At 28.4% G+C, this 25,522-nt stretch carries 24 protein-coding genes; 21 read left to right on the forward strand and 3 right to left on the reverse strand.

The annotated features are described in order from the left end of the window. The first annotated feature begins 132 nt into the window (after positions 1–132). From murA to alr, 4 genes are all read left to right on the forward strand, one after another. Complete coding sequence (gene murA, locus Q0K19_RS08360) at positions 133–1,410, forward strand: UDP-N-acetylglucosamine 1-carboxyvinyltransferase (protein WP_297247153.1); 1,278 nt, start codon at positions 133–135, stop codon at positions 1,408–1,410. Between the two features lie 36 nt (positions 1,411–1,446). Then, positions 1,447–2,295 (forward strand): flagellar basal-body rod protein FlgF, encoded by an 849-nt coding sequence (gene flgF, locus Q0K19_RS08365; RefSeq protein WP_014489217.1) that lies wholly within the window; start codon positions 1,447–1,449, stop codon positions 2,293–2,295. A gap of 100 nt (positions 2,296–2,395) precedes the next feature. Continuing rightward, positions 2,396–5,281 carry a methyl-accepting chemotaxis protein gene (locus Q0K19_RS08370; RefSeq protein WP_297247156.1) on the forward strand — a complete coding sequence of 962 codons (2,886 nt, stop codon included), beginning with the start codon at positions 2,396–2,398 and terminating at the stop codon, positions 5,279–5,281. A 108-nt stretch (positions 5,282–5,389) separates the two neighbouring features. After that, positions 5,390–6,487, forward strand: coding sequence for an alanine racemase (alr, locus tag Q0K19_RS08375; RefSeq protein WP_297247158.1), 1,098 nt, complete (start codon positions 5,390–5,392; stop codon positions 6,485–6,487). A gap of 59 nt (positions 6,488–6,546) precedes the next feature. Here the strand turns inward: alr and Q0K19_RS08380 are convergent, their stop codons facing one another. The 3 genes from Q0K19_RS08380 to Q0K19_RS08390 all read right to left on the reverse strand — a co-directional run bounded on the left by Q0K19_RS08380 (position 6,547) and on the right by Q0K19_RS08390 (position 8,979). Continuing rightward, on the reverse strand, positions 6,547–7,065 hold the full coding sequence (locus Q0K19_RS08380; RefSeq protein WP_297247159.1) for a YcxB family protein: 519 nt from the start codon (positions 7,063–7,065) through the stop codon (positions 6,547–6,549). An 84-nt stretch (positions 7,066–7,149) separates the two neighbouring features. Next, on the reverse strand, positions 7,150–8,259 hold the full coding sequence (locus Q0K19_RS08385; RefSeq protein ID WP_297247161.1) for a glycosyltransferase family 2 protein: 1,110 nt from the start codon (positions 8,257–8,259) through the stop codon (positions 7,150–7,152). 21 nt (positions 8,260–8,280) lie between these two features. Beyond that, complete coding sequence (locus Q0K19_RS08390) at positions 8,281–8,979, reverse strand: hypothetical protein (protein ID WP_297247163.1); 699 nt, start codon at positions 8,977–8,979, stop codon at positions 8,281–8,283. Between the two features lie 210 nt (positions 8,980–9,189). Here Q0K19_RS08390 and Q0K19_RS08395 point away from each other — a divergent pair, with 210 nt between their 5' ends. From Q0K19_RS08395 to Q0K19_RS08475, 17 genes are all read left to right on the forward strand, one after another. After that, on the forward strand, positions 9,190–10,659 hold the full coding sequence (locus Q0K19_RS08395; protein ID WP_297247165.1) for a S41 family peptidase: 1,470 nt from the start codon (positions 9,190–9,192) through the stop codon (positions 10,657–10,659). Positions 10,660–11,375: 716 nt separating this feature from the next. Next, the gene (locus Q0K19_RS08400; protein WP_297247167.1) at positions 11,376–11,600 is read left to right on the forward strand and encodes a hypothetical protein; all 225 of its coding nucleotides are present in this window, start codon (positions 11,376–11,378) and stop codon (positions 11,598–11,600) included. Between the two features lie 23 nt (positions 11,601–11,623). Next, on the forward strand, positions 11,624–11,956 hold the full coding sequence (locus Q0K19_RS08405; RefSeq protein WP_297247169.1) for an ankyrin repeat domain-containing protein: 333 nt from the start codon (positions 11,624–11,626) through the stop codon (positions 11,954–11,956). A gap of 180 nt (positions 11,957–12,136) precedes the next feature. Further along, the gene (locus Q0K19_RS08410) at positions 12,137–13,168 is read left to right on the forward strand and encodes an ankyrin repeat domain-containing protein (protein WP_297247171.1); all 1,032 of its coding nucleotides are present in this window, start codon (positions 12,137–12,139) and stop codon (positions 13,166–13,168) included. Positions 13,169–13,569: 401 nt separating this feature from the next. Beyond that, a complete protein-coding gene (locus tag Q0K19_RS08415) occupies positions 13,570–14,439 on the forward strand; it encodes a hypothetical protein (RefSeq protein ID WP_297247173.1) in 870 nt (289 codons plus the stop codon). Positions 14,440–14,723: 284 nt separating this feature from the next. Beyond that, positions 14,724–15,551, forward strand: a complete 828-nt coding sequence (locus Q0K19_RS08420) for a hypothetical protein (protein WP_297247175.1) — start codon at positions 14,724–14,726, stop codon at positions 15,549–15,551. A gap of 50 nt (positions 15,552–15,601) precedes the next feature. Continuing rightward, positions 15,602–16,462, forward strand: coding sequence for an Rpn family recombination-promoting nuclease/putative transposase (locus tag Q0K19_RS08425; RefSeq protein ID WP_297247214.1), 861 nt, complete (start codon positions 15,602–15,604; stop codon positions 16,460–16,462). A gap of 493 nt (positions 16,463–16,955) precedes the next feature. Continuing rightward, positions 16,956–17,522, forward strand: coding sequence for a DUF4234 domain-containing protein (locus Q0K19_RS08430; RefSeq protein ID WP_297247177.1), 567 nt, complete (start codon positions 16,956–16,958; stop codon positions 17,520–17,522). A gap of 1,098 nt (positions 17,523–18,620) precedes the next feature. Beyond that, complete coding sequence (locus Q0K19_RS08435; RefSeq protein WP_297247179.1) at positions 18,621–18,797, forward strand: CAT RNA binding domain-containing protein; 177 nt, start codon at positions 18,621–18,623, stop codon at positions 18,795–18,797. Positions 18,798–18,855: 58 nt separating this feature from the next. Next, the gene (locus tag Q0K19_RS08440; protein ID WP_297247216.1) at positions 18,856–19,110 is read left to right on the forward strand and encodes a PRD domain-containing protein; all 255 of its coding nucleotides are present in this window, start codon (positions 18,856–18,858) and stop codon (positions 19,108–19,110) included. Positions 19,111–19,123: 13 nt separating this feature from the next. Next, complete coding sequence (locus tag Q0K19_RS08445; protein ID WP_297247181.1) at positions 19,124–19,447, forward strand: PRD domain-containing protein; 324 nt, start codon at positions 19,124–19,126, stop codon at positions 19,445–19,447. Positions 19,448–19,617: 170 nt separating this feature from the next. After that, the gene (locus tag Q0K19_RS08450; protein WP_297247183.1) at positions 19,618–20,871 is read left to right on the forward strand and encodes a PTS transporter subunit EIIC; all 1,254 of its coding nucleotides are present in this window, start codon (positions 19,618–19,620) and stop codon (positions 20,869–20,871) included. Beyond that, a complete protein-coding gene (locus Q0K19_RS08455; protein ID WP_297247185.1) occupies positions 20,778–21,515 on the forward strand; it encodes a PTS glucose transporter subunit IIA in 738 nt (245 codons plus the stop codon). Before Q0K19_RS08450 ends, Q0K19_RS08455 begins: the two co-directional genes overlap by 94 nt. Positions 21,516–21,542: 27 nt before the next feature. After that, the gene (locus Q0K19_RS08460; protein WP_297247187.1) at positions 21,543–22,979 is read left to right on the forward strand and encodes a 6-phospho-beta-glucosidase; all 1,437 of its coding nucleotides are present in this window, start codon (positions 21,543–21,545) and stop codon (positions 22,977–22,979) included. A gap of 761 nt (positions 22,980–23,740) precedes the next feature. Continuing rightward, the gene (locus Q0K19_RS08465) at positions 23,741–24,193 is read left to right on the forward strand and encodes a hypothetical protein (RefSeq protein WP_297247189.1); all 453 of its coding nucleotides are present in this window, start codon (positions 23,741–23,743) and stop codon (positions 24,191–24,193) included. A 449-nt stretch (positions 24,194–24,642) separates the two neighbouring features. Continuing rightward, positions 24,643–24,924 (forward strand): CAT RNA binding domain-containing protein, encoded by a 282-nt coding sequence (locus Q0K19_RS08470; protein WP_297247191.1) that lies wholly within the window; start codon positions 24,643–24,645, stop codon positions 24,922–24,924. A 9-nt stretch (positions 24,925–24,933) separates the two neighbouring features. After that, positions 24,934–25,479: a PRD domain-containing protein gene (locus Q0K19_RS08475; RefSeq protein ID WP_297247193.1), complete on the forward strand. Its 546-nt coding sequence runs from the start codon at positions 24,934–24,936 to the stop codon at positions 25,477–25,479. Positions 25,480–25,522 lie beyond the last annotated feature (43 nt).

Here is a 25,522-nt window from a genome sequence, read left to right on the forward strand (position 1 = left end):
CCGTGCGTTTTAATGACGAATTTTTGAATATTTACATAATATATGAATAAAATTTATTAAGGCTTTTTTCATTATACCGAAAATAAAGAAAGCAGATTTTTTATACTTTTAAAGTTTAAAGGCGGAAAATATATGTATAAATATGTGATAGAAGGTTCAAACAATATTGGGGGAGTATTAAAGGTATCAGGATCAAAAAATGCATCATTGCCTTTGCTCGTTGCATCTATTTTAACAGATGAACCTGTTATACTTCATAATGTTCCAGATTTGGTAGACGTGCATGTTCTTATAAATATATTAGAGCCTTTAGGGAAAAAAGTAGATTTTAAAAATAATACCACTGTAATAATATCTCATAACGGAAAAAGCGAGGAAGCTCCTTATAAGTTAGTTAAAAAGATGAGAGGTTCTATAATAGTATTAGGGCCATTACTAGCTAAGAGGAAGCATTGCAGAGTATCATATCCGGGCGGATGTGCTTTCGGTCCAAGACCAATAGATTTGCATTTAAAAGGAATGGAAGCATTAGGAGCTAAAATAGATATTACAGCAGGATATATCGATGCTAGAGTTGAAGGCGATTTAATAGGTGCTGATATGGACTTGTCAGGTAAATTCGGCCCTACAGTATTAGGTACTGATAATGTTATGATGGCTGCTACTTTGGCTAAAGGTACTACTATCATAAGAAATGCTGCAAAAGAACCGGAATGTACTAACTTGGTTGATTTGCTTAATGCTATGGGAGCAAAAATCACAGGCGGCGGTACTGATATTCTAACTATAGAAGGAGTTGAAGCTCTTCATGGTGCTGAGTTTACTGTTATTCCTGATAGAATAGAAACAGGCACTTTCCTAGCAATAGCTGCTGCCGGAAGAGGTAAATTGAAGCTTGAAAATGCAGAACCTAAACATTTAACTTATGTATTAGATTTGCTTTCAGATATAGGATGTGATATAAAAACTACAGAAAATACTATAGAAATAGATGCTAGAGATAAGGAATTAAAGCCTTTTAAGGTTGAAACTTTGTCATATCCTGGCTTTCCTACAGACTTGCAGGCTATTTATACAACATTAGCATGCACTATAAAAGGTAAGAGCGAGCTTATAGAGGGTATTTATCCTGATAGATTCAGTCATGTACCGGAACTTGTTCGTATGGGTGCTGATATAGAGTTGAATACTTCTGACATAGTTGTAAATGGCGGTAAAGAGTTATCAGGTGCCGATGTTCAAGCTAGTGATTTGCGTGCAGGTGCTGCTTTGGTTGCTGCCGGAGCTATAGCTAAAGGTACAACTAATGTTCATAGAATCTATCATATAGAAAGAGGATATGAAAATTTAGAAGAAAAATTAAAAACTATTAATATAGAAACAAAAAAAGAAAAAGATGATATTTTATAATTATATTATTAAGAATTAAAATTAGGGGGATTATAGATGGTAAGAGGAGTTTATACAGGTGCCAGCGGAATGATGGCTGAACAGGCTAGACTAGATGTTGTAGCTAACAATTTAGCTAATGTAGATAAACCTGGATTTAAAAGAGATACAGTAAGTTTTAAGGCTTTTCCAGAAATGATGGCTGCAAGAACAGAAGATGACGGAGTAGTAATATTTCCGCTTGGTTCTACAGATGTAAGACCTTATGTAGGAAGAATGGGAACAGGCGTTGAAGTTAATGAAGTTTTCACAGAATGGGAGCAGGGTTCTTTAAGAGAAACAGGCAATCAGCTTGATATAGCTTTGGGCGATAAAGGATTCTTTGCTATAGAAACTCCTAATGGCGAAAGATACACAAGAAACGGAAGTTTTTTAATAGATAAAGATCATTATCTTGTAACTAAACATGGCTATAAAGTTATGGGTGAGAATGGTTATATTCAGATAAAAACTAATAACTTCAATATAGATGAAGAAGGAAGAGTAAGTATTAATAGAAGATATCAAGACGGTAATACGTTTGTACAGTTTAATGATAATGAATGGGAAGATGAAGAGATACTTGATACATTAAAAATAGTAAGATTTGATAATGAAAGATATTTGAAAAAAGAAGGTGAATCTTTCTGGGTAGATACAGATATCAGCGGTCCTGCTTATATAGCTCAGAAAGGTGTTGACAGACCTAAAGTATTATCAAGATTCTTAGAAATGAGTAATGTAAATCCTATAAACGAAATGGTTAGAATGATTGAAGTTCAGCGTGCTTATGAATTAAATTCCAAAACTATAGCTACTCATGATACATTGGTCGGAAGAGTAATTAATGAAGTGGGAAGAGTATAATTTTTTAATATATGCTTCATTTTTTTACAAATAAATTTTGATAAAAAATAAACGATAATATATAATAGTGTATTAATGCATTTATTTAATAGAGGATATTATGGCTTCAGAAAAGATAAAAATACATGTTATTAGAAGGCTAAGAATTTTAACCATTCCGCTATATTTATTAGTGGATATTGTTATTTGGAATATAGCGTTATTTTTTATATATAAAGAAATACCTCCAATTTATGGACTAAAGATAGTCTTTTCTGCAATCTCTTTTATATTCTTCTTTAAGTATTTAAAAATGTGGAGGTTAAATTCTGAGATAAAATTAGCCAGCAGAGTAATATTAGTGTTTTTTATAATTTCCTTAGTAGGAAGCATTATAGAAATAATAGGATATTCTCTTATAACTAAAGCATTTTTACATACTACAGCATTAGCTATATTCAATGCTACCATAAATACTGCTTTATTGTCATGCGTATTTATGCTATTGTTTAAATTATTATCTAAGAATTTTGAATTAGATGAAAACATAGTAACTTTTTATATACCGCTTATAGCTAAATTGGGACTTATAGTATATTTGTTCTTCTCAACTATAATATTAGCCTTTCTTTTGAATCATGTATCTATAGAAGAAGATGTTTATTTGAAAAATTACAGCAATTTAGTATTAAATGAAATGCTTACTATATCTGATAATATGAAAAATTTTGATGATAATATAAAATCAGATATGATGTCCTATTCAGAAGCGGTACTTAATATTTATTCTAATAAGAATGTAATTTCAAGAGATGATATACAAACTCATTTCGTTAATAGATTGGCATATATAAATGATACTTTAGAAAATAAATATGATTCGGTTTCAGTTAATATAAATCAGGAATATTTAGATACAGATCTTCCTTATTCTGTAACAATATCAAAAGATGCTGCTACAGATAGATATACAAGCAGAGTATCAGATGCTTTAACTATTCATAATTTCTTAGAAAATGATATACAAAATAACTTTGTAACTTTAGGTATAGATGTTTATGATAGAAATAATATATATGTATCTGCTTATACTCCTTTAAGATTATTTGGAAGAGACATAGGATATCTTATATCAGAAACTGGCATAGGAAATATTAATAATATAATAAAAAAGAATGATCTTCTATCTCAATGGTCTTATGTTTATTATGTTGCTGTAAAAAGAGATATAATACTTGGCTCTGACAGCAGATATATAGCTGAAAGTGCTTCTGAAGTATTATCATCATCTCCTGATCTTATTAAAAATATAGAGAATTTTGAGAAATCATTTGGTGCTAATAAAACATTTGAAATATTTTATCCTATTAATGTAGCAGGAAAAAAATCTATTGCTATAGTTTCATATATAGAAGAATTAAAAGTTATAGGCTTGTATTATAAAGATGTAAGTACAATAATAAAAGATTCTGATATAAATATAAAAATATTTAATTTTATATTTGTATTTATATCTGTATTTATTTTGTTCTTTGTTATTTATTTAGTTATATTAAAAATACTTTTATCTTCTATAAGCAGAGCAAATCAATCTACAAAAATGCTTTTAGGCGGAAATGGAGATTTAAGAAAAAGAATATCTTCAAAAAACAATGATGAAATAGGTGTTTTGATTTATAATTTTAACTTATTCTTATCTAGTTTGGATAATCTTATAGGAGATTTAAAAATAGAAAGTTATAAGGTATTTGAAGAGATAAAAGTAATAGAAAAAATTATTGATGAAAATACTAATAGAATAAATGATCAAAGCTCAAGTATTACTGAAAGTGTAGCGAGTGTTAATAATATTATTACTTCTATACAGAATGTTACTAATTCTACAGATCAGCAAAGGCATGCTTTTTCATCAGCTTCTATTGCTGTAGAAGAGCTTTTGCAGACAATCTATAAAATTAATGATAACATGGAACGTCAGTCATCAGCTGTAGAGCAGACATCGGCTTCTATTGAGGAGATGATATCTAATATTACATCAGTGGCAAGAAGCGTTAATAAAGCAGACAGTTTCTCTAAAAAACTTCTTGTTGATGCTCATGACGGCGGTGATACGGTAGATGAAGTTATTGAGGCGGTTAGAGGTATCGAGGAAAGCTCTGACCAGATTAAAGAGATAGTTAACGTTATTCAAGGCATTGCTGAGCAGACTAACCTTTTGGCTATGAACGCAGCTATAGAGGCAGCACATGCCGGAGAGCAAGGAAGAGGTTTCTCTGTAGTTGCTGATGAGATTAGATCTTTGGCTGAGCACACAGCGGATAACACTAAATCTATTACAAACATCATTAAAGCTATTACTAAGAGAATAGAAGAAACTGTGGAACTTGCTAGTAACAGTGGTAAATCTCTTGATAACATACTTGATATGTCAGAAAATACCGCAAGAGTTGTTTCTGAAATAAATACAGCAAACAGTGAATTAGAGGTAGGCGGTAGAGATATACTTGAAACAATTAGACACTTGAATAATATTACAACAGGTGTTAAAGACAGCGTAAAAGAACAGATGAACAGCGGTGATGTGGTAGACAGCCAAATTACTTTGCTTGACCAAATTACTAGAGAAGTTTCTGATATAATTGAAGCTAATAGTTCAGGTGCTAAAGAAGTTATGCATGCTATGAGCTTTTTGAATGAGCTTTCTGTAAAAACGGTTGAGGGTAATAAAGAGTTCTATACAGCTACAAGCAAATTGAATGAAATATTTGTGAAGTTTAATGAGCTTATGGGTAAGTTTGTTACTAATGCTGATAATTTAGAAGAAGCTAAAAATGAAATGGTTAGTAAAAAGAATCCTGAAAATTATACTGTTGATGAAAGAATGGATATGGAGCTTAGAAGTCTTGAAGAAGAATTCAAAAGGGATAATGATGAATTCAAAAAAGATGATGATGTATTAGAGATGCTTAAAGAGGATTTCAAAAATCCTGAAATGTTCAGCATGTAAATATATATTTATGACTTTTAATAATGAGATATTATGCATAATAATATCTCATTTTTTATATTTTTCTAATAATAAAGTTTTAACTTTAAAAATAAGTAGGTTGAAATTATGGGAAATTATACTATAGCAGAAATTGATTTATCTATATTGAAAAAAAATATGCATATTATAAAGTCTATCATAAAAGACGTAAAACTTCTTAATATTGTTAAGGCTAATGCTTATGGACATGGTTTGATAGAGATATCAAAGGCATCAGAGAGATTTGGAGCAGATGCTTTAGGTGTTGCTAATGTTGAAGAGGGTGTAAAGATAAGAGAGGCAGGAATTAAACTTCCTATATTGGTTTTATTTCAGCATTTCAAAGATGAATCAGATTTGGTATGCAAATATAATTTAAGTCCTATTATAAGTAATGATGAATGCTTAGAATCTTATGATAAATTTTTGAAAAAGAACGGCGGTAATTTGAACCTTTATATAAAAGTTGATACAGGATTAAACAGAATGGGAGCTAAGCCTGAGGAAGTTGTTTCTTTAGCAAAAAAAATATTATCTTATGATACTTTGAATATAGAAGGTATTAATACTCATTATGCCGCTTCAGATATGCAGGATGATTTTTCTGTGAGCTTTACTAATAAGCAGATTGATATTTTTAATAATGTATTGAATGATTTGAATGAAAATGGTATAAAAATAAAAAATGCCCATACTTCAAATTCGGCAGCTATAATTTCATATAAGAACACTTATTTTGATATGGTGCGTGCCGGAATTATACTTTATGGCTATAATGATGAATTCTTAGGTATTAAGCCTATACTCAATTTAAAATCTCATGTTGTTTTAGTAAGAAATATAAAGAAAGGCGAGAGTATTTCTTATGGTATGACTTGGACTGCTGAGAAAGATACTAAAGTTGCTGTTATACCTATAGGATACGCTGATGGAGTACCAAGAAAATTATCAAATAATTGGGAAGTTAAAATTAATGGAAAATATTATCCTTTACGCGGAAGAGTATGCATGGATTCTATCATTGCTGAAATAGAAAATGACAATGTAAAAACAGGTGATGAAGTATTGATATTTGGAAATGATGAAAGACTTAATGCTGATACTTTAGCTGAAAGAATAGGAAGCATAAGCCATGAAGTGCTTGTTAATATAGGCGAAAGGGTAAAAAGAGTTTATATAGAATAAAGTCGGCAATTTATCATATACTTGTTATTACTTAAAATATTAGTAAATAGAATTATAGGCTATTTTTTATACGATAAAAGCAAATCTATATCTTCAGAGTTTAATATTTGTTTAGGTATTATTATAGCTGACATTTCATCTATATAAAAAAATACGCATTTATTTGTAGAATCTATTTTTATTATTTCATCTTTATTAAACTCGCTTGTTCCTCTATCTTCTTTGAAAACAACTTTATTATCATATATGGTTAATTCTTTATCTCCAAAAACCTTATCCAATTTACCGCTTCTTACATACTCTTTTACTTTTTTAACAATCTTTTTCTCAAGACGCTTTTTATATGTTAATATTTGAAGAATAGAAAAAGCAGACACCAGTAAAGCTATTACTACTATTAAAAAAGCATTATCTCTGAAATATATTGCCATAGATGCAAATACTACAATATATAATACTACAAGTATTATAATAGTTTTTTTTACTGATGAATTCATATTTGAATTTGATTTCAAATAATGAAGCTGAAAATCTATAAAATCATCTTCTGTTAATCTGTATTTATATTCTTTTTTCATTATTCAGTTTCAATACCTTTTATTATTTTTTAATTTTATTAGTATAGTATAATTGAATGTTTTTTCAAGTATTAGTTTATTTTATTATTTCCAATTCTTATTTGCAAGCTTATCGAGATTTGTTTTTTTATATTTTTCTCTTAATGTAATTGAAGGTATCCACCAAGCTGCATCAAAAACTTTTTTCTTGATTGATTCAATCTTTTCTAAATATATATTATAATCATCATAAGTTTTCATTATATATACACTATAAGCATAAAAAGCATGTTTATCTCTGTCTATTTCTACATCTAATTTTTTCATTAATTCATTACATTTTTTATAGAATTCATTTTTATTATCAGCTTTATAATTATTGAATGTATGCATTAATGATAAGAAATTATAATAATTGCATTCTATTAATAATTCTTTTTTATTTTCTTTATAATAATTAAATACATTTTCAAAAACTTCTAATATAGCTATTGGGATTTTTTTAGCAGTATGCACACTTCCTGCAAGAGATGTACTTCTTTGAAGATAATAATATTTTGAATTATGATTATAATACATTTTAGGATTATTAGCCAAAATTCTATAGAACATATCAACATCTTCAGCCAATCTCACTTTTGTATATAATAATTTTTTTTCTTTAAGAAAACTTTTTTTATATAATTTATTCCAAGCAACAGCAAGAGGATATTCAGGTGTATTTTCTTTTTCTATTGCGCTTACATCAAAATTACTTATTCCTTCAAGGTATTTATCTTTGAAATCTTTTTTCCATTTTTCTAATCTATTATGATAATAAGGTTTTATATATCCCTTGCTTTCATTAACTGTATATATATTGTCTGTAAAAACTATATCAGCATCGTATTTTTTTGCCGTATTATATAAATGTTCTATATAATCATTAGAAACAAAATCATCTGAATCTATAAATGCCACATAATCAGCATTGCTATTATTAAATCCTGTATTTCTTGCAAAACCTAAACCCTGATTTTCATCATGATTAATAAGTTTTATTCTATCATCTTTTTTATTATAATCTTTAATTATAGTCTCACAGCTATCTGTAGAACAATCATTAACGCATATTATTTCTATATCTTTTAATGTCTGATTGATAATGCTATCCAAACATTTAGGTAAATATTTTTCTACATTATATATAGGCAAAACAACTGATACTTTTATCATAAATTATAACCTTTTAATTTTTTATTCCCAAACTATTCTATATTCTTCTTCTGTATTATATTGAGAGTAGGCAGGATCTGTTATATTAAATTTTAATTTTATTGAATTATCTGTAAAAGTAAATGTTATAGTAAAGCTATGATTTTCACCAGCAGTATTTGTGAAATCTACTGTTTTTGTAAATACCATTTCTTCAGTATATGTATTTTCTATATCGATATAAGCATCAGTAAAATAACTCCATTCTATTTTATTAGCTGTTATTATTACTCTTTTTTGCTTACTCTGATTATAATATACTCCAATCCTTTCTTTGAATTTTACATTAGTACTATAAGAGCTTCTTTCGAAATAAACTTCTTTATCAGAATATCTGAATCTGCCATATTGAAAATCTATAAAATAAGTATTAGGCTCTACGCCGTTTATAGTTTCTTTTATATCAAAAGAAAAGGTTTTATTTGTACTTTCAGGGTTTCCAAGTATATAAGTACCTAGATTATTTGCTGTATCTGCTTTACTTCCTATGAAATTTATATTTCCTGTTTCAAATATTATAAAGTCTAATTTTATATCTTTATTAAAATTGCCTTTAATAGAATATCGTCCGGCCCTATTTTTTAATTTAATAGTTCCGATTGATGATGTAGGTATATCGCTGCATGATAGTAATACTAATAAGACGGTAAAAATTAATATAAAATTTTTAGTATATTTCATAAATATGTCCGTTTAATTATAAGGCGTTACATATTAATTATATAGAAAGAATTTTAAAAGTAAAGCAAATAATATAAAGTTATCATAATATTTTACAGTTTATGTATATAAATTTTTTACTATTTATGTTATAATTTACTTATATAAGGTATAAAATTTTTTGAATATAAATATCTTTTTTATATACATTTTCAAATAAGGATTTTAGACATGATGAAAAACAAAGAAAGACTTTTATGGATATTTCTTTTAATTTTTGTAGTAGCAATTTCTTTTTTCAATTTTAAAAGCCCTTCGCTTGCAATAGCACAGCAGGGAAATGCTCAGTCTGATAATGATTTTTATTATTACAGCAGATTGTTCCAAAAAGTATTTGCAACATTACAGCAGAATTTCGTTGATACTAATAGTGTAACAACAAAAAAACTTATGTATGGTGCTATAAAAGGTATGCTTGAAGCTACTGAAGACCCATTTACATTTTTACTTGATGAGGAATTAAATACAGCATTGAATACAGAAATGTCTGGTAAATACGGCGGAGTAGGACTTTCTATTTCAAAGAATGCTGATAAAGGCTTAATGGTAGTTTCTCCTATAGAAGATGGTCCGGGTGAAAAAGCTGGTATATTATCAGGTGATATTATTACAGAGATAGACGGAAAAAGCACAAAAGATATGTCTGTTGATAATGCTGCTAATATAATGAGAGGAAAAGAGGGCAGTAAAGTAACTTTAACTATAGTAAGAGAAGGAGTGGCTGAGCCTATTAAATATCCTCTTACAAGAGCAATCATTGAAATAAAAAGCGTTAAATATAAAATGGTTGATAATAATATAGGATATATAAGAATAACTACTTTCGGTGATGATACTGCTAGAGATTTAGAAAATGCTTTAATAGATCTTAAAAAACAAGGTATGAAAAAACTTATTCTTGATTTAAGAAATAATCCTGGCGGAAGACTTGATACTGCTATAAATATAGTAGAAGAATTCCTATCTGAAGGAAAAATAGTTTATACAAGAGGAAGAAGCAGAAATGAAAATCAGGATTATTATGCTTCTAAAAAAGGCGATGAATGGCTTGAAGGCGATACATTAGTTTTAGTTAATCAATACAGTGCTTCTGCTTCTGAAATACTTTCAGGTGCATTACAAGACAGCGGAAGAGCTAAACTTTTGGGTGAAACTACATTCGGAAAATTCAGTGTACAGTATGTGCTTCCATTAGATGCTAGAGATAATACTTCTTTCAAATTCACTGTAGCACATTATTATACACCAAATGGAAGAAGACTTCATGGTAAAGGTTTAACTCCTGACTTCGTTGTAGTAGAGCCTAAACTTTCAAGCACAGATATCACAGCTTTAACAGAGCTTAGAAAAGGCGGACAGATTTCTGCTTATGCTAAAAAATACCCTAATGAAAGTTCAGATGCTACAGCTTTGCCTGCTTTCAAAGAAGAGCTTAGAAAACAAAATATAATGGCTAGCGATTATTTACTTGAGCGTTTAATATATAATGAAAGAAACTTAGATAATTATAAAGAGATATATGATCTTCGTTATGATAAACAGTTGAAGGCTGCTATTGAATATTTACAAACAGGTAAAGAGCCTCCTCAAGATAAAGAAGAGCCTAGAGAAAATTGGTCAAATGAAAAAGAAGAAAATTAATAAGTTTTAATTTCTTTAATATAAAAGGTGATAGTATTATTAATATTATCACCTTTTTTAATTGCATAAATATATATTAAATTATTCATATAAAAATAGTATATACCTAAACAACTATATTCTGTCAAAAATTATTTTATTAGTTTTATTATTTGTGGGGACTAGCCCCACCGCTCTGCGTACTTCGTAACCCACCAGTTCTTTTACCGACGCTCTGCGTGCCGTAGGCAAGGTACCTTTCGGTATTGGTATAAGGCGAAGCCCGCCTGCGGCGAGAACCTTATATCCTCGACAGGCTCGGATACGCTTCGCGAACAACTGCATTTTAACCTAAAATTATGCTATTACACCATATTTGATAGATATTCTTAAAATATAAAGTTCTAGCAATTGCGTTTTTTGCTACTTTTTTGTGCGGCAAAAAAGTAGATAATTCTACATAAAGTGTATTGATTGACAAACAATAAAATTGAAAAAACTAAAATTTACAAAATGTAGTTATTTTTGTGTATACCGTATATGCCTATATTGACATTTTTATTTTGATAATATATATTATTAAACGAGGTTTTATTTTTATGAAAAGTTGTATTATGTCATTAATTGCATATTCAAACACAACATCATAAATAATATTAAAAAATAATAAAGCTAATGCCAAATTAGTAAGTAAGTGCACATACTTATAAAAATATAAACAATAATGGAGGTGTATAATGAAAAAACTAATTTTAATTCTATCATTTTTATTGAGTATCTTTACCATATCTTGTTCAAATAATAATAATATATTAGATGCTATAGTAAATAATGATTTAGAATGTCTCAAAAAATTAATAAACAAAGAAAATATTAATACTGGAATAACCATAAAGGATGAGGTTTCTATATTAGATAGATCTTATGAGATTAATAAAGAAACTCCTATCATATTATATTAGCTGTACTTAGTAGAAATAAAGATATGATAAGATATCTGCTTGATAATGGTGCTGATCCTTCTATTTATGACGGCAGAGAGAGAAATGCTTTTCTTTGGGCTTGCGGTGCAGGTAATGTTGAAATTATACAGATGTTAGTTGAACATGATCCTAATTTAGTTAATTCAAGAACTGGCAATAATGCTAATGGAATTATTATAGCAGCTGATTTTCGTAATATAGATGTATTTGAATATTTAGTAAAAGATTTAGGTCTTGATGTAAATCACATGGATGATTTAGGAGTAACTGCTCTGCTTTTATCTCGTAAAAAAGAGGCTAAAGAAAAATTAATAGAGCTTGGTGCAAAAAGATAAGAATAATAACAAGCAGCCAGTAACTTTAGTTACTGGCTTATATTGGCGATGCTGTAGGTAAGACCCTTATTGTTGGCATAGTAATAATAAAATATAATTTATAAAAATTGTGAGGATCTAGCAAATTTATTTGCTAGAGTTGGTTAGCGAACAATTTTTATTGATAATAATAGGATTCAAATGATAAAAAAATATATTGTCTTAATTATTGTTGGAATAGTTTTAATGGTAAATATTTCTTATGGTATATCTCAAGATGAAAGAAATTTTTTGAATGCCTGCCATTATGGTTACATTGATATAATTGAAAAATTAATTGATAAAGTTAATATTAATGTTCAAGATGAAGAAAAAGGATATACTCCTTTAATGAATGCTATAAGAGGAAGAAAAATAGAAACTGTTAAAATTTTATTAGAACATAATGCAGATGTTACTAAAATAAAAAGTAATAATGGAAGAAATGCTTTTTTCTGGGCTGCTGCTTTAGATGAACTTGAAATGTTAAAACTATTTGAAAAATATAATCCTGATTTTAATACTGTAGATAATGACGGTGCTACTGCTTTATTTTATGCTAGTAAAATAGAAACTATGGATTATCTAATAAAAAACGGTATTGATGTTAATAAAAAAGATATAACTGGAAGAACTGCTTTAATACAATATTCGTTAGCATACCAAAGCCAAAATATTGTAAGGTTTTTAATTGAAAACGGCGCAGATGTTAATGCTCAGGATAATGAAGGAATAACAACATTGATGTTTGCTGTCAAGGATTATAATATTGAAATAGTAAATATGTGCTTATCAGCAAATGCCAATCTTCATATAAAAGACAAAGAAGGAAAAACAGCTTTATTTTATACATTATTATATTTTTATGCTATAGATTATGGTAAAAATATGACATATAATATGTTTGGAAAAATTAATGCTGACATAAGTGAATTTATAACAGGGAATAGAAAAAAAGAACAAGAAGAAGCAACTAAAAATGTTATTAAATTTGTAAAGCTATTAACAGATAATGGGGCAGATATCAATTCACAGGATAACAAAGGAAACACTTTATTAATGTATGCTGTAACCTTTAAATATAAACCTCTTGTAGATGAGATATTAAAATTCAATCCTGATCTTAATATAAAAAATAAAGAAGGTAAAACAGCTAGTGATATAGCAAAGGAGTACGGTTATAAAATAGTATAATATTGAATGTTTTATAAATTTGTAATATTTATGTTTTAATTTATATATAAGGATAAGAAAAAATTAAAACTATATATAACTAATAAAAAACTTGTGAGTGTAGTAAAAAATAAATTTTTTATATATAATAAAAAATGTAGGTAAGACACACTTGCGGGTGGCATAACAACAAAATAAAAAATTACAAGATTTTGAAAATTATATATAACAAAAAAGTGAGCCGAGCACAGACGTGCTTATTCACTACTTTAAGGCGACCAGGTAGGCACTTTCAGTGGGCGACCAAGTAGGCACCCTTTGGGTGACATAACAACAACCAAGCGAGCCGAAGCCAGCTAGTGAGTTTACTCACTAGCTTATTTAAGGCGTAGGCGAGCATAGCAACAACAGGAGTTATTACAATGAAAAAAATTATTTTATTTCTTTTAAGCATTAATTTTTTATGGGCATTTCCACCTAGTGAAGCATATTTTTCTGAACTTTTAAGCGATGATGGTAAAGTGACAAAAAATACACTTAAAGCCTATAATGTAGAAAGTTATGGTATTGTTTATTTTGATGGAGAGATTACATTAACAGGAGTTCTTGAAAGATCTGATAATTATGATATGGGAAATAATTATACTGCTTTGAGATTTTATCCTGATAATAATGTAGATCTTCCTTTTTTATACGTTTCATCTGAAATGGATTTGAAAAATCAAGGTGCTTCTAAATATGGTGATTCTTGGGATTTTAGCGGTGTTGAATTTGACAGATTGGAATTCGGTGTTTTATTAAAAAATATTGAAGTAAAATTACCAGAACCTTTGAATAAAAGATTTTTAGGTGCTGCTGCTGTAAGAGCAGAAATAACAATAAAAAATTATCATTTTTACGGAGAAGGTGAAGCATCTAGAGAGGCTTACGGTGATATTGTAGGTTTTAAGGCTTTAGGTGATGTAGAAACAGAGTATTTTAGTAAAAATAATTATAATTCAGGAGATGTTCATTACAACGAACTTCAATATAATTCTAAAGATGATTATGTGAATATAAGAGATAAAGCAAATGGAAAAATAATAGGAAAGATTTTGAAAAGAGATATGATTTATAATGGGGGAATTTTATTATCTATCAATGGAGAAGGTATTGATTATGAGAATTATCAAGATATCGAAACAAAGTGGCTTGAAGTATTTTATCTTCCTCCAGAGGCTGAAGACGGAAAAGATGCAATTCATGGCTTTGTGCATGGTTCACAGATAAAACTTGAAAACGGAGGCTATTAAAAGAGCATAGCAACAGAATAAAAAATTACGAGCTTTTGAAAATTATATTAATAAAAAAGTGAGCCGACCGACACTCTGTGTGCCGTAGGCAAGGTACCTTTGGTAAGCAGCCAGTAACTTTAGTTGCTGGCTTATATTAGCGACCAAGTAGGCACCTTCGGTGGGCGACCGGGTAGGCACCCTTTGGGTGACATAGCAACAACCAAGCGAGCCAAGCCAGTGAATAAGTTTACTTATTCACTACTTTAAGGCGAGGCGAGCATAGCAACAATAGGAGTTATTCAATGAAGAAAATTATTTTGTTTCTTTTAAGCATTAATTTCTTATGGGCATTTCCGCCTAGTGAAGCGTATTTTTCTGAACTTTTAAGCGATAATGGTAAAGTAACAAAAAATACACTTAAACTAAAAAAAATTGATGGCGGCAATTATTCTGCTTATTTTGATGGTGAAATTACATTAACAGGAGTTCTTGAAAGATCTGATAATTCTGATGTTGATACTATTTATAGTGCTTTAAGATTTTATCCTGATAATAATATTGATTTGCCTTTTTTATTTAGTCTAGTTAGTGCAGATTCCTATAATATAGATGATTATAAAGAATTTGAAAGATTAGACTTCGGTGTTTTATTAGAAAATATTAAAGTAAAATTACCAGAACCTTTGAATAAAAGATTTTTAGGTGCTGCTGCTGTAAGGGCGGAGGTAACAATAAGAAATTATTCTATTTTTTGTGAAGGTGAAGCAGGAAGAGAGGCTTATGGAGAGCTTGTAAATTTCAAACTATTAGGAGATATTAAAACAGAGTATTTTGATAAGTATGATTATGAATTTAAAGGAGAAGCTATTTATAGTATTCTTGAATATAATTCTAAAGATGATTATGTGAATATAAGAGATAAAGCAAATGGAAAAATAATAGGAAAGATTTTGAAAAAAGATATGATTAATAATGGGGGACTTTTATTATTAGTTGATATTAACGGCGATTTAAGTGATTGGGAAAAAAACTGGATTGAAGTGTATTACTTACCTCCTGATGATAATGACAGCAAAGGTACGATTCATGGTTTTGTTCATGGTTCGCAGATAAAAACTAGATATAATTAAAACAATATAATTTTGACAATTTATATTAATTTTATTATAATGTTTGTATGATGGATAATGATTATAAAAGTATAAAATATTTTAATACATTAAATGATTATTTTGTTAGATATCTTTTTTCTGATAAAGGAAGCGAGGCAATATTATTGGATTTTATTAATTCAATAATGCTTGACTCTGGAATGAAGACTTTTAGAAGTGTAGAAATACTTACTCCTTTTAATTATAAGGAAAATTATGAAGATAAAGAAATCATAACAGATGTAAAATGTATAACTCAAAATGGTTCAGTTGTTATAATAGAGATTCAGCTTCAAGGTAATTCAAGGTTTCCAGAGCGCATACTTTATTATTGGTCTTATAATTACAGTAAACTTTTAAAGCAGGGTGAAAAGTATGATGCTCTAACTCCTGTAATAAGTATTAATCTTCTTAATTTTAATTTAGATGATTCAGCAAATATTCATTCCTGTTATATGATTTATGATACAGTTAATCAAAGATTATTAACAGACCATTTACAAATACATATAATTGAAGTGAAAAAATTTAAATGCAATTTATTAAAACCAGATTTAGATTGCTGGCTTAAATTTTTTACTATGAAAGAAAATGATAATAAGGAGGCTATTATGTCAGAAATAGTAAAAGAAAAACCTATAATGGAAGAAGTGCAAAGAAGATATAATAACTTCATTAAAGACAGACTAATGATGAATGAATATGATAAAAGACAAGTATATTTATATGGAAATCAAATAATGCTTGAAGAAGAGCGAAGACTAGGAATTGAAGAAGGTGAAAAAAACAAAGCAATATCTATAGCTAGTAATTTAAAAAAAGCCGGCATCGATATAAAAATAATTAGTGAAAATACAGGATTGAGTATAGAAGAAATAGAAAAATTGTAAGTTTATAAATGTTAGTATTTGATGAAAAGTATGCGGATATAATAAATTAAAAAATAACATAACAATAATAAAAAATTAAAACCATATAGAACTAACAAAAACTTGTGAGTGTATTAACGAATAAGTTTTTTATATAAAATAAAAAAGCTAGCCGACGAAGTCCTCTATGATGTCGGTAAGGCACCATTACGGGGGCATAATAACAACCAAGTGAGCCGGCCGACACTCTGTGTGCAGGACTAAGTCCACCTCGCGAAGCGTGCCGACGAAGTCCACCTTATGGTGTCGGCAGATGTAGGCAAGACACCATTAAAGGCGGCATAGCAACAGAATAAAAAATTACGAGCTTTTGAAAATTATATTAATAAAAAAGTGAGCCGACCGAGTAGGTACCTTTACAGGTGACATAGCAACAACCAAGTGAGCCGGAGCAGCCAGTAACTTTAGTTGCTGGCTTATATTAGTGTAGGCGAACCTAATAATAGGAAACAATATGAATATAGGTGCTGTAAGATCAATTCCTACAATGTTTATTCTAAACTTCTTTACTTTAGGAATATACCATTACTATTGGATTTATTATATTACTTTAGAAGTGCAGAATTTTACCAAAAGAAAAGATATATCTCCTTCATTAGAACTTTTACTTAGTATTATTACATGCAATCTTTACAGCGTATTTTGGTATAATAAATACGGAAACATTATTCATAAAGAAATAGCTTTAAAAATTGATGAAAACGATAAAAATGATGTCACTCAAATAAGTATGGTTTCATTTATTATTGTATTATTTGTAGGTATGCCAATTATAGGGGGATTAATATTTGCTTTTGTTATGGGAGTATTGCTAAGCGGTATGTCAGTACTTTACGGAGGAGCTTATAATAGTTTTACTTTGAATCCTGAAGTATTATTAGTATTTGCTGGTACTATATTGGCACTCATTATTATTATTCTAGTAATTACTGCTATGCTGCTTATTCCTGATATTATTGTGCAAAAGAAATTAAATACTATATGGACAAAAGTAAAAGAACTTCATTATAATAAAAATTAATGAAGATAAAGTCTGGGATATTAAATAGCGGCAAAGATTGATTATATTTGTAACTATTCCTAAATAAATAAATTTTATGTGCTTTTGCAACTTTGACGAAGTCCGCAGAGCGTATGCCATGAAAAAGTTGATAAAAAATAAGTTTAAAATTTTTTATTTATATATACTTTCATCTAAACTTTTATATTTTATTCTAAAATTAGAATTTTAATAAAGATAAAAAATTTAAATGTCTGGGTTTGGGAATGAATCTTTTCTAATTCCCCGCCATTTATATTTTTTTTCTTTATTCTGTTATTTTTGTTTTTTATTTCTTTATTGTTTTAAAATAAATGTTAATGCCCGCCCGAGTTTTATTTAAATTTATAATGCATTCACCGCACGTAGAATATTATTATATTATTAAGTATATTTATCAATTACAATTATCATTATATATAGAATTTTACTTACCCTGCGTTAATAAAAATTAATAGTCTAATAACATCTAGGGTGGGTATTAAAATAGCAGTGTAAAATAATAAAATAAAATATCATAAAAATAACAGTTAAGATTTTAAATGTAGAGGGTGGGGAGTTAGAATAAAATTTTGTTTTTAAATCTTTTCTAATTCCCGCCCTTTATGTTTTATTGCCTTATTCTGTTATTTCTATTTTTTGTTCCTTTATTGTTTAAAAAGAAATGTTAACGCCCACCCAAGCGATTTTTAAATTTAAAATCTATTTAACGCACGATTAATGAATTTTAATTGTATGTGTAAATTATAATTAAGGATTATTTTATATTGTTAATTTTATTTAGCGTGCGGTATAGATATAATAAATTTAAACAAAATTTGTAGTACTTTTATACTTGTACTTTCGTATTGTTCTTGACTCTGTAGCGGGAAAAATAGCAATAAAAATTGACGAAATTAAAAATTGAAAAAATAAAAATAATTTTGAAAAAAATACATATATATGTTATATTTCTTTCAAAATTAATAAGGCTTGCTACTGTTAAATCAGGCAATACCAAACAATTGTTATAAGCTATATATTATAGCTATACTATTTTGTTTGGTTTTTTTTGCAATTTTTATATTTTGGTGGCAAATAATGATTATTAAAAAAATTTTAAATAATAATGTAGTTACTTCAACTAGCGAAAATGGGCAGGAAATAATTGTTGTTGGAAACGGAATAGGATGGAAACAAAAAGTAGGACAAGAAATTGAAGATAGTAAAATAGAAAAAATTTTTCGTATGGAACTGCATCTTCAACAGCTAAACTAAAACAGCTTTTTATAGAAGTAAAAATAGAATCAATAAATGCTAGTACCGAAATTATAGAATATGCCAAAAAAATCTAAATAAAGATTTAAATAAAAATATATATATTACATTGACGGACCATATTGATTTTGCAATAGAGCGTTTTGAGAGAGGAATTGAGTTTAAAAATGTACTTTATTGGGAAATACGTAAGATATATAAAAAAGAGTTTGAAATTGGTCAATATGCTTTGAATATAATAGAGAAGCATTTTGGTGTAAGATTACCGGAAGAAGAGGTAGCTGCTTATAGCAACTTATATTATAAATGCTGAATTTGACGGCAATATGTCTCATACAGAATCAATGATACGTATTGTTAAAAAAGCAATAAATGTGGTAAGTCTTTTTGTTGGTAAGCAATTAGATGAGGATTCTTTGGATTATCAAAGATTTGTAACTCATTTATTATTTTTTGCACAAAGAGTCATTGAGCAAAAATTTTTAGAGGTTAAATCAGACTGTTTAGTTGATACAATAAAAAAAGAGTATCCGCAAGAGTATAAATGTGCTAGAAAAATAGCTGATTTTGTCAGCAGAGAATATGATATAGAAATAGGAGATGAAGAAACAACTTTTTTGGCTGTACATATTATAAGAGTGATGTCATAAGGAAGATATCATAAAAAGTAAATAATATTTAGGACTTGTAACGATTAAATTCGGCAATATCCAGATTAAAAAGCAGAAAATCAATCTGTTTTTTGTCTGGATTTTTTGTTTAAAAACTTTTGTACAAGACTAAAAAATAATAGAATTTATAATTTTAAGGGAGAATAACTATGCCAGAACCTATCAGAAATTATTCAAAATTAGCACGCGACATAATTGTTGCTGTGGGAGGTGAGGAGAACATCACAAATGTTTCCCGCTGTACTACCAGACTTCGTTTGGTGCTTAAAGAAACTCCAAATGATGCTAAAGAAAAAATTTCATCAATGCCTGCTGTAATTACTGTTGTTGAAAAGGGCGGACAGTTTCAGATTGTAATCAGAACTCATGTAGGAGAAGTATTTGATGTAGTAGCAAAAGAGCTTAATTTGGATGCAAAACAAAATGGTGTTACCAAAGTAAAAGAAAGTTTATTAAATAGAATTATTGCTACAATGTCAGCGGTTTTTGCACCTTTTGTATATATACTAGCAAGTGCGGGGCTTATTCAAGGATGTCTTATTATAATAACACAGTTTGCACCAGATTTTGTAAAGACAGGAACTTATGAAGTTATAAGTTTTATTTCTTGGACTCCATTTACATTTCTCCCTATATTTATAGGTATTACAGCATCAAAACATTTTAAATGTAATACATATATTGCTATTGCTTGCTGCTGTGCTCTTGTAAACCCAACTTGGAATGATATGGCATCACGTATTGCAAATGGCGAAACAATAAAATTTTTGATATTCAATTTGTCAGAAACAACATATACTTCAACTGTATTACCGCCTTTATTTCTGGTGTTGATTTTATCTTATTTGGAACGTTTATGTCAAAAGATACTTCCGGATGTTATTAAAGCTTTAGGAACACCTTTTATATGTCTTTTAATCATGGTTCCTGCAACAATAGTTGTAATCGGACCTATCTCAGACAATCTTGCTAGAGCTATTGCGGCAGGATACAATTTCATTTATTATTCGGTTCCTGCTCTTGCTGCTTTAGTAATAGGAGGTTTTTGGCAAGTTGTTGTTATATTCGGTGTTCACTGGGGAATTACTCCGGTTGTACTTGCTGATTTTGCCAATAACGGCAGCAACTCATTTCAGGCTTTCCAAACATGTACTGTTGTGGCACAGGCGGCAGCTGCTTTTGGTGTATTCTTAAAAACAAGAAACAAGGAGCTTAAACGTGTTGCTTTTTCTGCAGGTTTAACAGGTGTTTTTGGAATTACAGAACCAGCAATTTATGGTGTTACATTAAGATTTAAAAAACCTTTTATATGCGGCTGTATAGCTGGTGCAATAGGTGCTGCTGTATCAAGTTTCTTTGGTTCAATGTACTATATATATATTCAGGTCTTCCAGGTCTTTTAACTATTGTTAATGCTATAAGTCCGAAAAATCCAAGTTCATTTATTGGTGAAGTAGTAGGATGTGGTATTGCAATTATAGGTTCTATTCTGCTTGTTCAGATTATAGGTTTTGATGAGCCTTCAATTTTAAATACAGCTGATAATAATGATAAATCAGATTCTGCAGAAGAAAAATCTGTTTCAGGAAATGAAAGTACTGTTGTTTATTCACCTTTAAATGGTGAGATAAAAGAACTTAAAGATGTGAACGATGAAACTTTTTCTAGCGGAATGATGGGAAAAGGTGTGGCAATAATTCCATCCGAGGGAAAACTATATGCTCCTTTTGATTGTACAGTAGTATCTATTTTTGATACAAAGCATGCAATAGGTTTTGAGGATAAAAATGGAGTTGAGATTTTAGTGCATATAGGACTTGAAACTGTATTACTTGGCGGAAAATATTTTGAAACAAAAGTTAATGTTCAAAATAAAGTTAAAAAATGTCAGTTAATAGCTGAATTTGATTTAGAGAATATTAAAAAGGATTTTGATATAATAACACCTATTATAATTACAAATACAGAAGAGTGTTCAGATATTACTTTAGAAAAAGTATCAGGAAATATAAGTGCTGGAGATTCTATCATCAGCATAAGAAAATAATTAATAAACTTAGAAAGGAGTGTCATTATGAGTTTACCAAATAATTTTTTATGGGGCGGAGCAGTAGCTGCCCATCAGCTTGAAGGAGGCTGGAATGAAGGCGGAAAAGGTGCAAGCGTAAGCGATGTTCTTACAGCTGGTGCCCATGGTGTTATGCGCCGTATAACTGACGGTGTTATAGACGGAGAAAGATACCCTAATCATGATGCGATTGATTTCTATCATAAATATAAAGAGGATATTGTATTATTCGCTGAAATGGGATTTAAATGTTTCCGTACATCAATAGCTTGGACAAGAATTTTCCCTAAAGGTGATGAAGCTGAGCCTAATGAAGAAGGTTTAAAATTTTATGATGATATGTTTGATGAACTTCTTAAACATAAGATTGAACCTGTTATAACACTTAGTCATTTTGAAATGCCATATCATTTAGCTAAAGAGTATGGCGGTTGGTTAAATAGAAAAGTTATAGATTTCTTTGTAAAATATGCTATTACTGTTATGAACCGCTATAAAAATAAAGTTAAGTATTGGATGACATTTAATGAAATAAACAATCAGAGTAATACATCAGCAGATATTTTTGGATGGACTTGCTCTGGTGTAAAATATAGTGAGTTTGATGATCCTAAAAAAGCTATGTATCAGGCTGTACACCATGAACTTGTGGCTTCTGCACTTGTTGTAAAGAAAGGTCATGAAATTAATCCTGATTTTAAAATAGGCTGTATGTGTTCTTTTGTTCCTTTTTATCCATACTCTTGTAATCCTGATGATATAATGATTGCTGCTGAAAGTATGCATGAGCGTTTTTACTTTGCTGATGTTCATTGCCGCGGACATTATCCTGCTTTTGCCAAAAAACAATGGGAAAGAGAAAATAATGCCCCTGTTATGGAAGCAGAAGATGAAAAGATACTATCTGAAGGAAAAGTTGATTATTTAGGATTTAGTTATTATATGTCAAATGCAGTAAAAGCTGATATACAGAAAGATATAAAGGCAACTATGGATGGAAGTACATTGAATTCAATAGCAAATCCTTATGTAAAGGCTTCTGATTGGGGTTGGCAGATTGATCCTGTTGGGCTTAGATATTCTCTTGTTACACTTTATGAGCGTTATGAAATTCCTCTATTTATAGTTGAAAATGGTTTTGGTGCTATTGATGAACTTAAACCGGATTGCACTTGCGATGATGATTATCGTATTGATTATCTTAAAGCACATATAAAAGAGTTAAAGAAAGCTGTTGAAATTGATGGAGTTGATCTTATGGGATATACACCTTGGGGATGTATAGACTTAGTTTCATTTACTACAGGCGAACTTAGAAAACGTTACGGCTTTATATATGTAGATAAAAATGATGATGGTTCAGGAACTGGAAACAGATACAAAAAGAAATCTTTTGTTTGGTATAAGAAAGTTATAGAATCTAATGGCGAAGATTTAGATTAATTTATATTATTGTGTAGAGTTAATGAATTATTAATTTTTAAAGCGATAAACGAGTAGCTGGCAACTTTGAAGTAGGTTGTCAGCTATTTAGAAATAAAAAAATCGAGAGCCTATCAGCTTTAGCTGGTAGGGATATTAAAACGAGATTTTTTTATATATAAATAATAAGTTTATCGTTAGCAATAATAAAAATAAACTTATTTAAAATCATAATTTAAACTATATTAAAAAATTTATTTACCGTGCGTTAATAAAAATTAATAGTCTAATAACAGCTTGGGTTGGTATTAAAATAACAGAGCGAAATAACAAAATAAAATATATTAAAAATAACAGTTAATATTTTAAATTTAGAGGGTGGGGAGTTAGAATAAAATTTTGTTTTTAAATCTTTTCTAATTCCCGCCCTTTATGTTTTATTGCCTTATTCTGTTATTTCTATTTTTTGTTCCTTTATTGTTTAAAAAGAAATGTTAACGCCCACCCAAGCGATTTTTAAATTTAAAATCTATTTAACGCACGATTAATGAATTTTAATTGTATGTGTAAATTATAATTAAGGATTATTTTATATTGTTAATTTTATTTAGCGTGCGGTATAAAAGTAGAAAATTTAAATAAAATTTGTGTCAGTAAAATCACAGTTTAAAATAAAAATAAAACTTTTTAAGAAAATATTTTGTTTAAAAAAATAGTCAAAAAATGGAGAAACTTAATTTATAATAGATACTTCTAATATATAAAATTCCAAAGAGGTTTATATGTTCATTGCTTTATTAATAGTTTTTATATTGTTTGTATTATTTATCATTTTATATTATGCTAAAATCAAAAAAGTAAAAAACGTTGGAAAGATAAAGTATTGCTATAACTCCTTACTTTCTTTTATACTAATAATGGTAAATAAAATTAGTAAATCTGATTTTATTGCTATTACTAATCCGCTTACAAATAGAATACATTTAATAAATAAAAATTATTATGACAATATTACTGAAGAATATTTTTTATATAAGCATGAATTGGTGCATATTTATCAAGGCGAAATATTAGGAAAAATAAAATTTTTATTTCTTTATTTTGTTTACAGTATAAAGTATGGTTATTATAATAATCCATTTGAAAAGCAGGCAAGAGAACATGAAACAAAAAATTTTATTATAAAAGAAAATATAGCAAAAGAAATTAATAATAATTTTAGATTATATGAATAGTATTAAAATATTTTAATGATTTTATAATAAAGCTTGAAAAATTAATTACATCTGCCCGCCCAAGCGATTTTTAAATTTAAAATCTATTTAACGCACGATTAATGAAATTTAATTATATGATTAAATTATAATGAAAAATTGTATTATATTATTAATTTTATTCAACGTGCGGTATATAAGCATAACAAATTTAGATAAACTGTGTTGGAAAAATTGCAGTTTAAAATTTAAAATAAATAAAAGTTTTATATAGCTTTAACAAGTTAATATAAAAAAGTCCTTGACAATTAATGTTATATAGTTTATGATAATAACATCATATTGGATAGTGATTGTTTTATTTAAATCTTTTAAGACAAGCTAAACCTATTTATATAAAGACGAAATTCGGAAGTATTGTATATTTTGTTTTTATATAAATAGGTTTTTTTATTTTAGGAGAATTTATTATGAAAGTAGGAAAGATACTTAATAATAATGTCGTTGTTGTTTTTGAAAGCGGTAAAACAGAGAAAATCGTTATGGGCAGAGGTATAGCCTTTGGTAAAAAAGTTGGCGATACTATAGATGAAGAAAAAATTGATAAAACGTTCTTATTAGAAAATTCAGACAATAACAGCAAACTTCAGCAATTATTAAAAGATATACCTGCAGAATATTTAAATACTACAGAAAAAATTATTGCGTATGCCAAAACTAAATCTGAAAGAAGTTTAAATGATTTTTTGTAAATCACTTTAATGGATCATATATATATGGCAATAGTTAGAACTAAAGACGGTGTCAATATAAAAAATATGATGCTTTGGGATATAAAAAAATTCTATAAAGATGAATATAATATAGGTTTAAAGGCTTTGGATATTATAGAAGAAGATTTTAATATAAGACTTTCAGATGATGAGGCAGGTTTTCATATAGTTAATGCTCAAACTAATGATGATTACGGATGCATAAAAGAAATGGGCGAGATTACAAAACTTATACAAAAAATAGTTATGATAGTAGAGAGGCATTTTAATATAAAGTTCAATGAAGAATCTTTGTATTATAACAGATTTATAACTCATTTAAAATTTTTTGCTTTGAGATTGTTCCAAAAAAATATTTATAATGATAAAGAAGATGAAGATTTGTTATCTGTGGTAAAGATGAAATATAAAGAAGCTTATGAATGCACTTTAAAAATAGCAGAATATATTTTGCTTTCTTATTCTTATGATATAAGCGATGAGGAGAAATTATATTTAACTATACATATAGAGAAAGCAAAAAGGAGAGAATAAAATATTTATAGGATTTAATATATTTGGATGGTGACATTAAGTT

The organism is uncultured Brachyspira sp. (assembly GCF_944393015.1).
Taxonomy (GTDB): Bacteria; Spirochaetota; Brachyspiria; order Brachyspirales; family Brachyspiraceae; genus Brachyspira.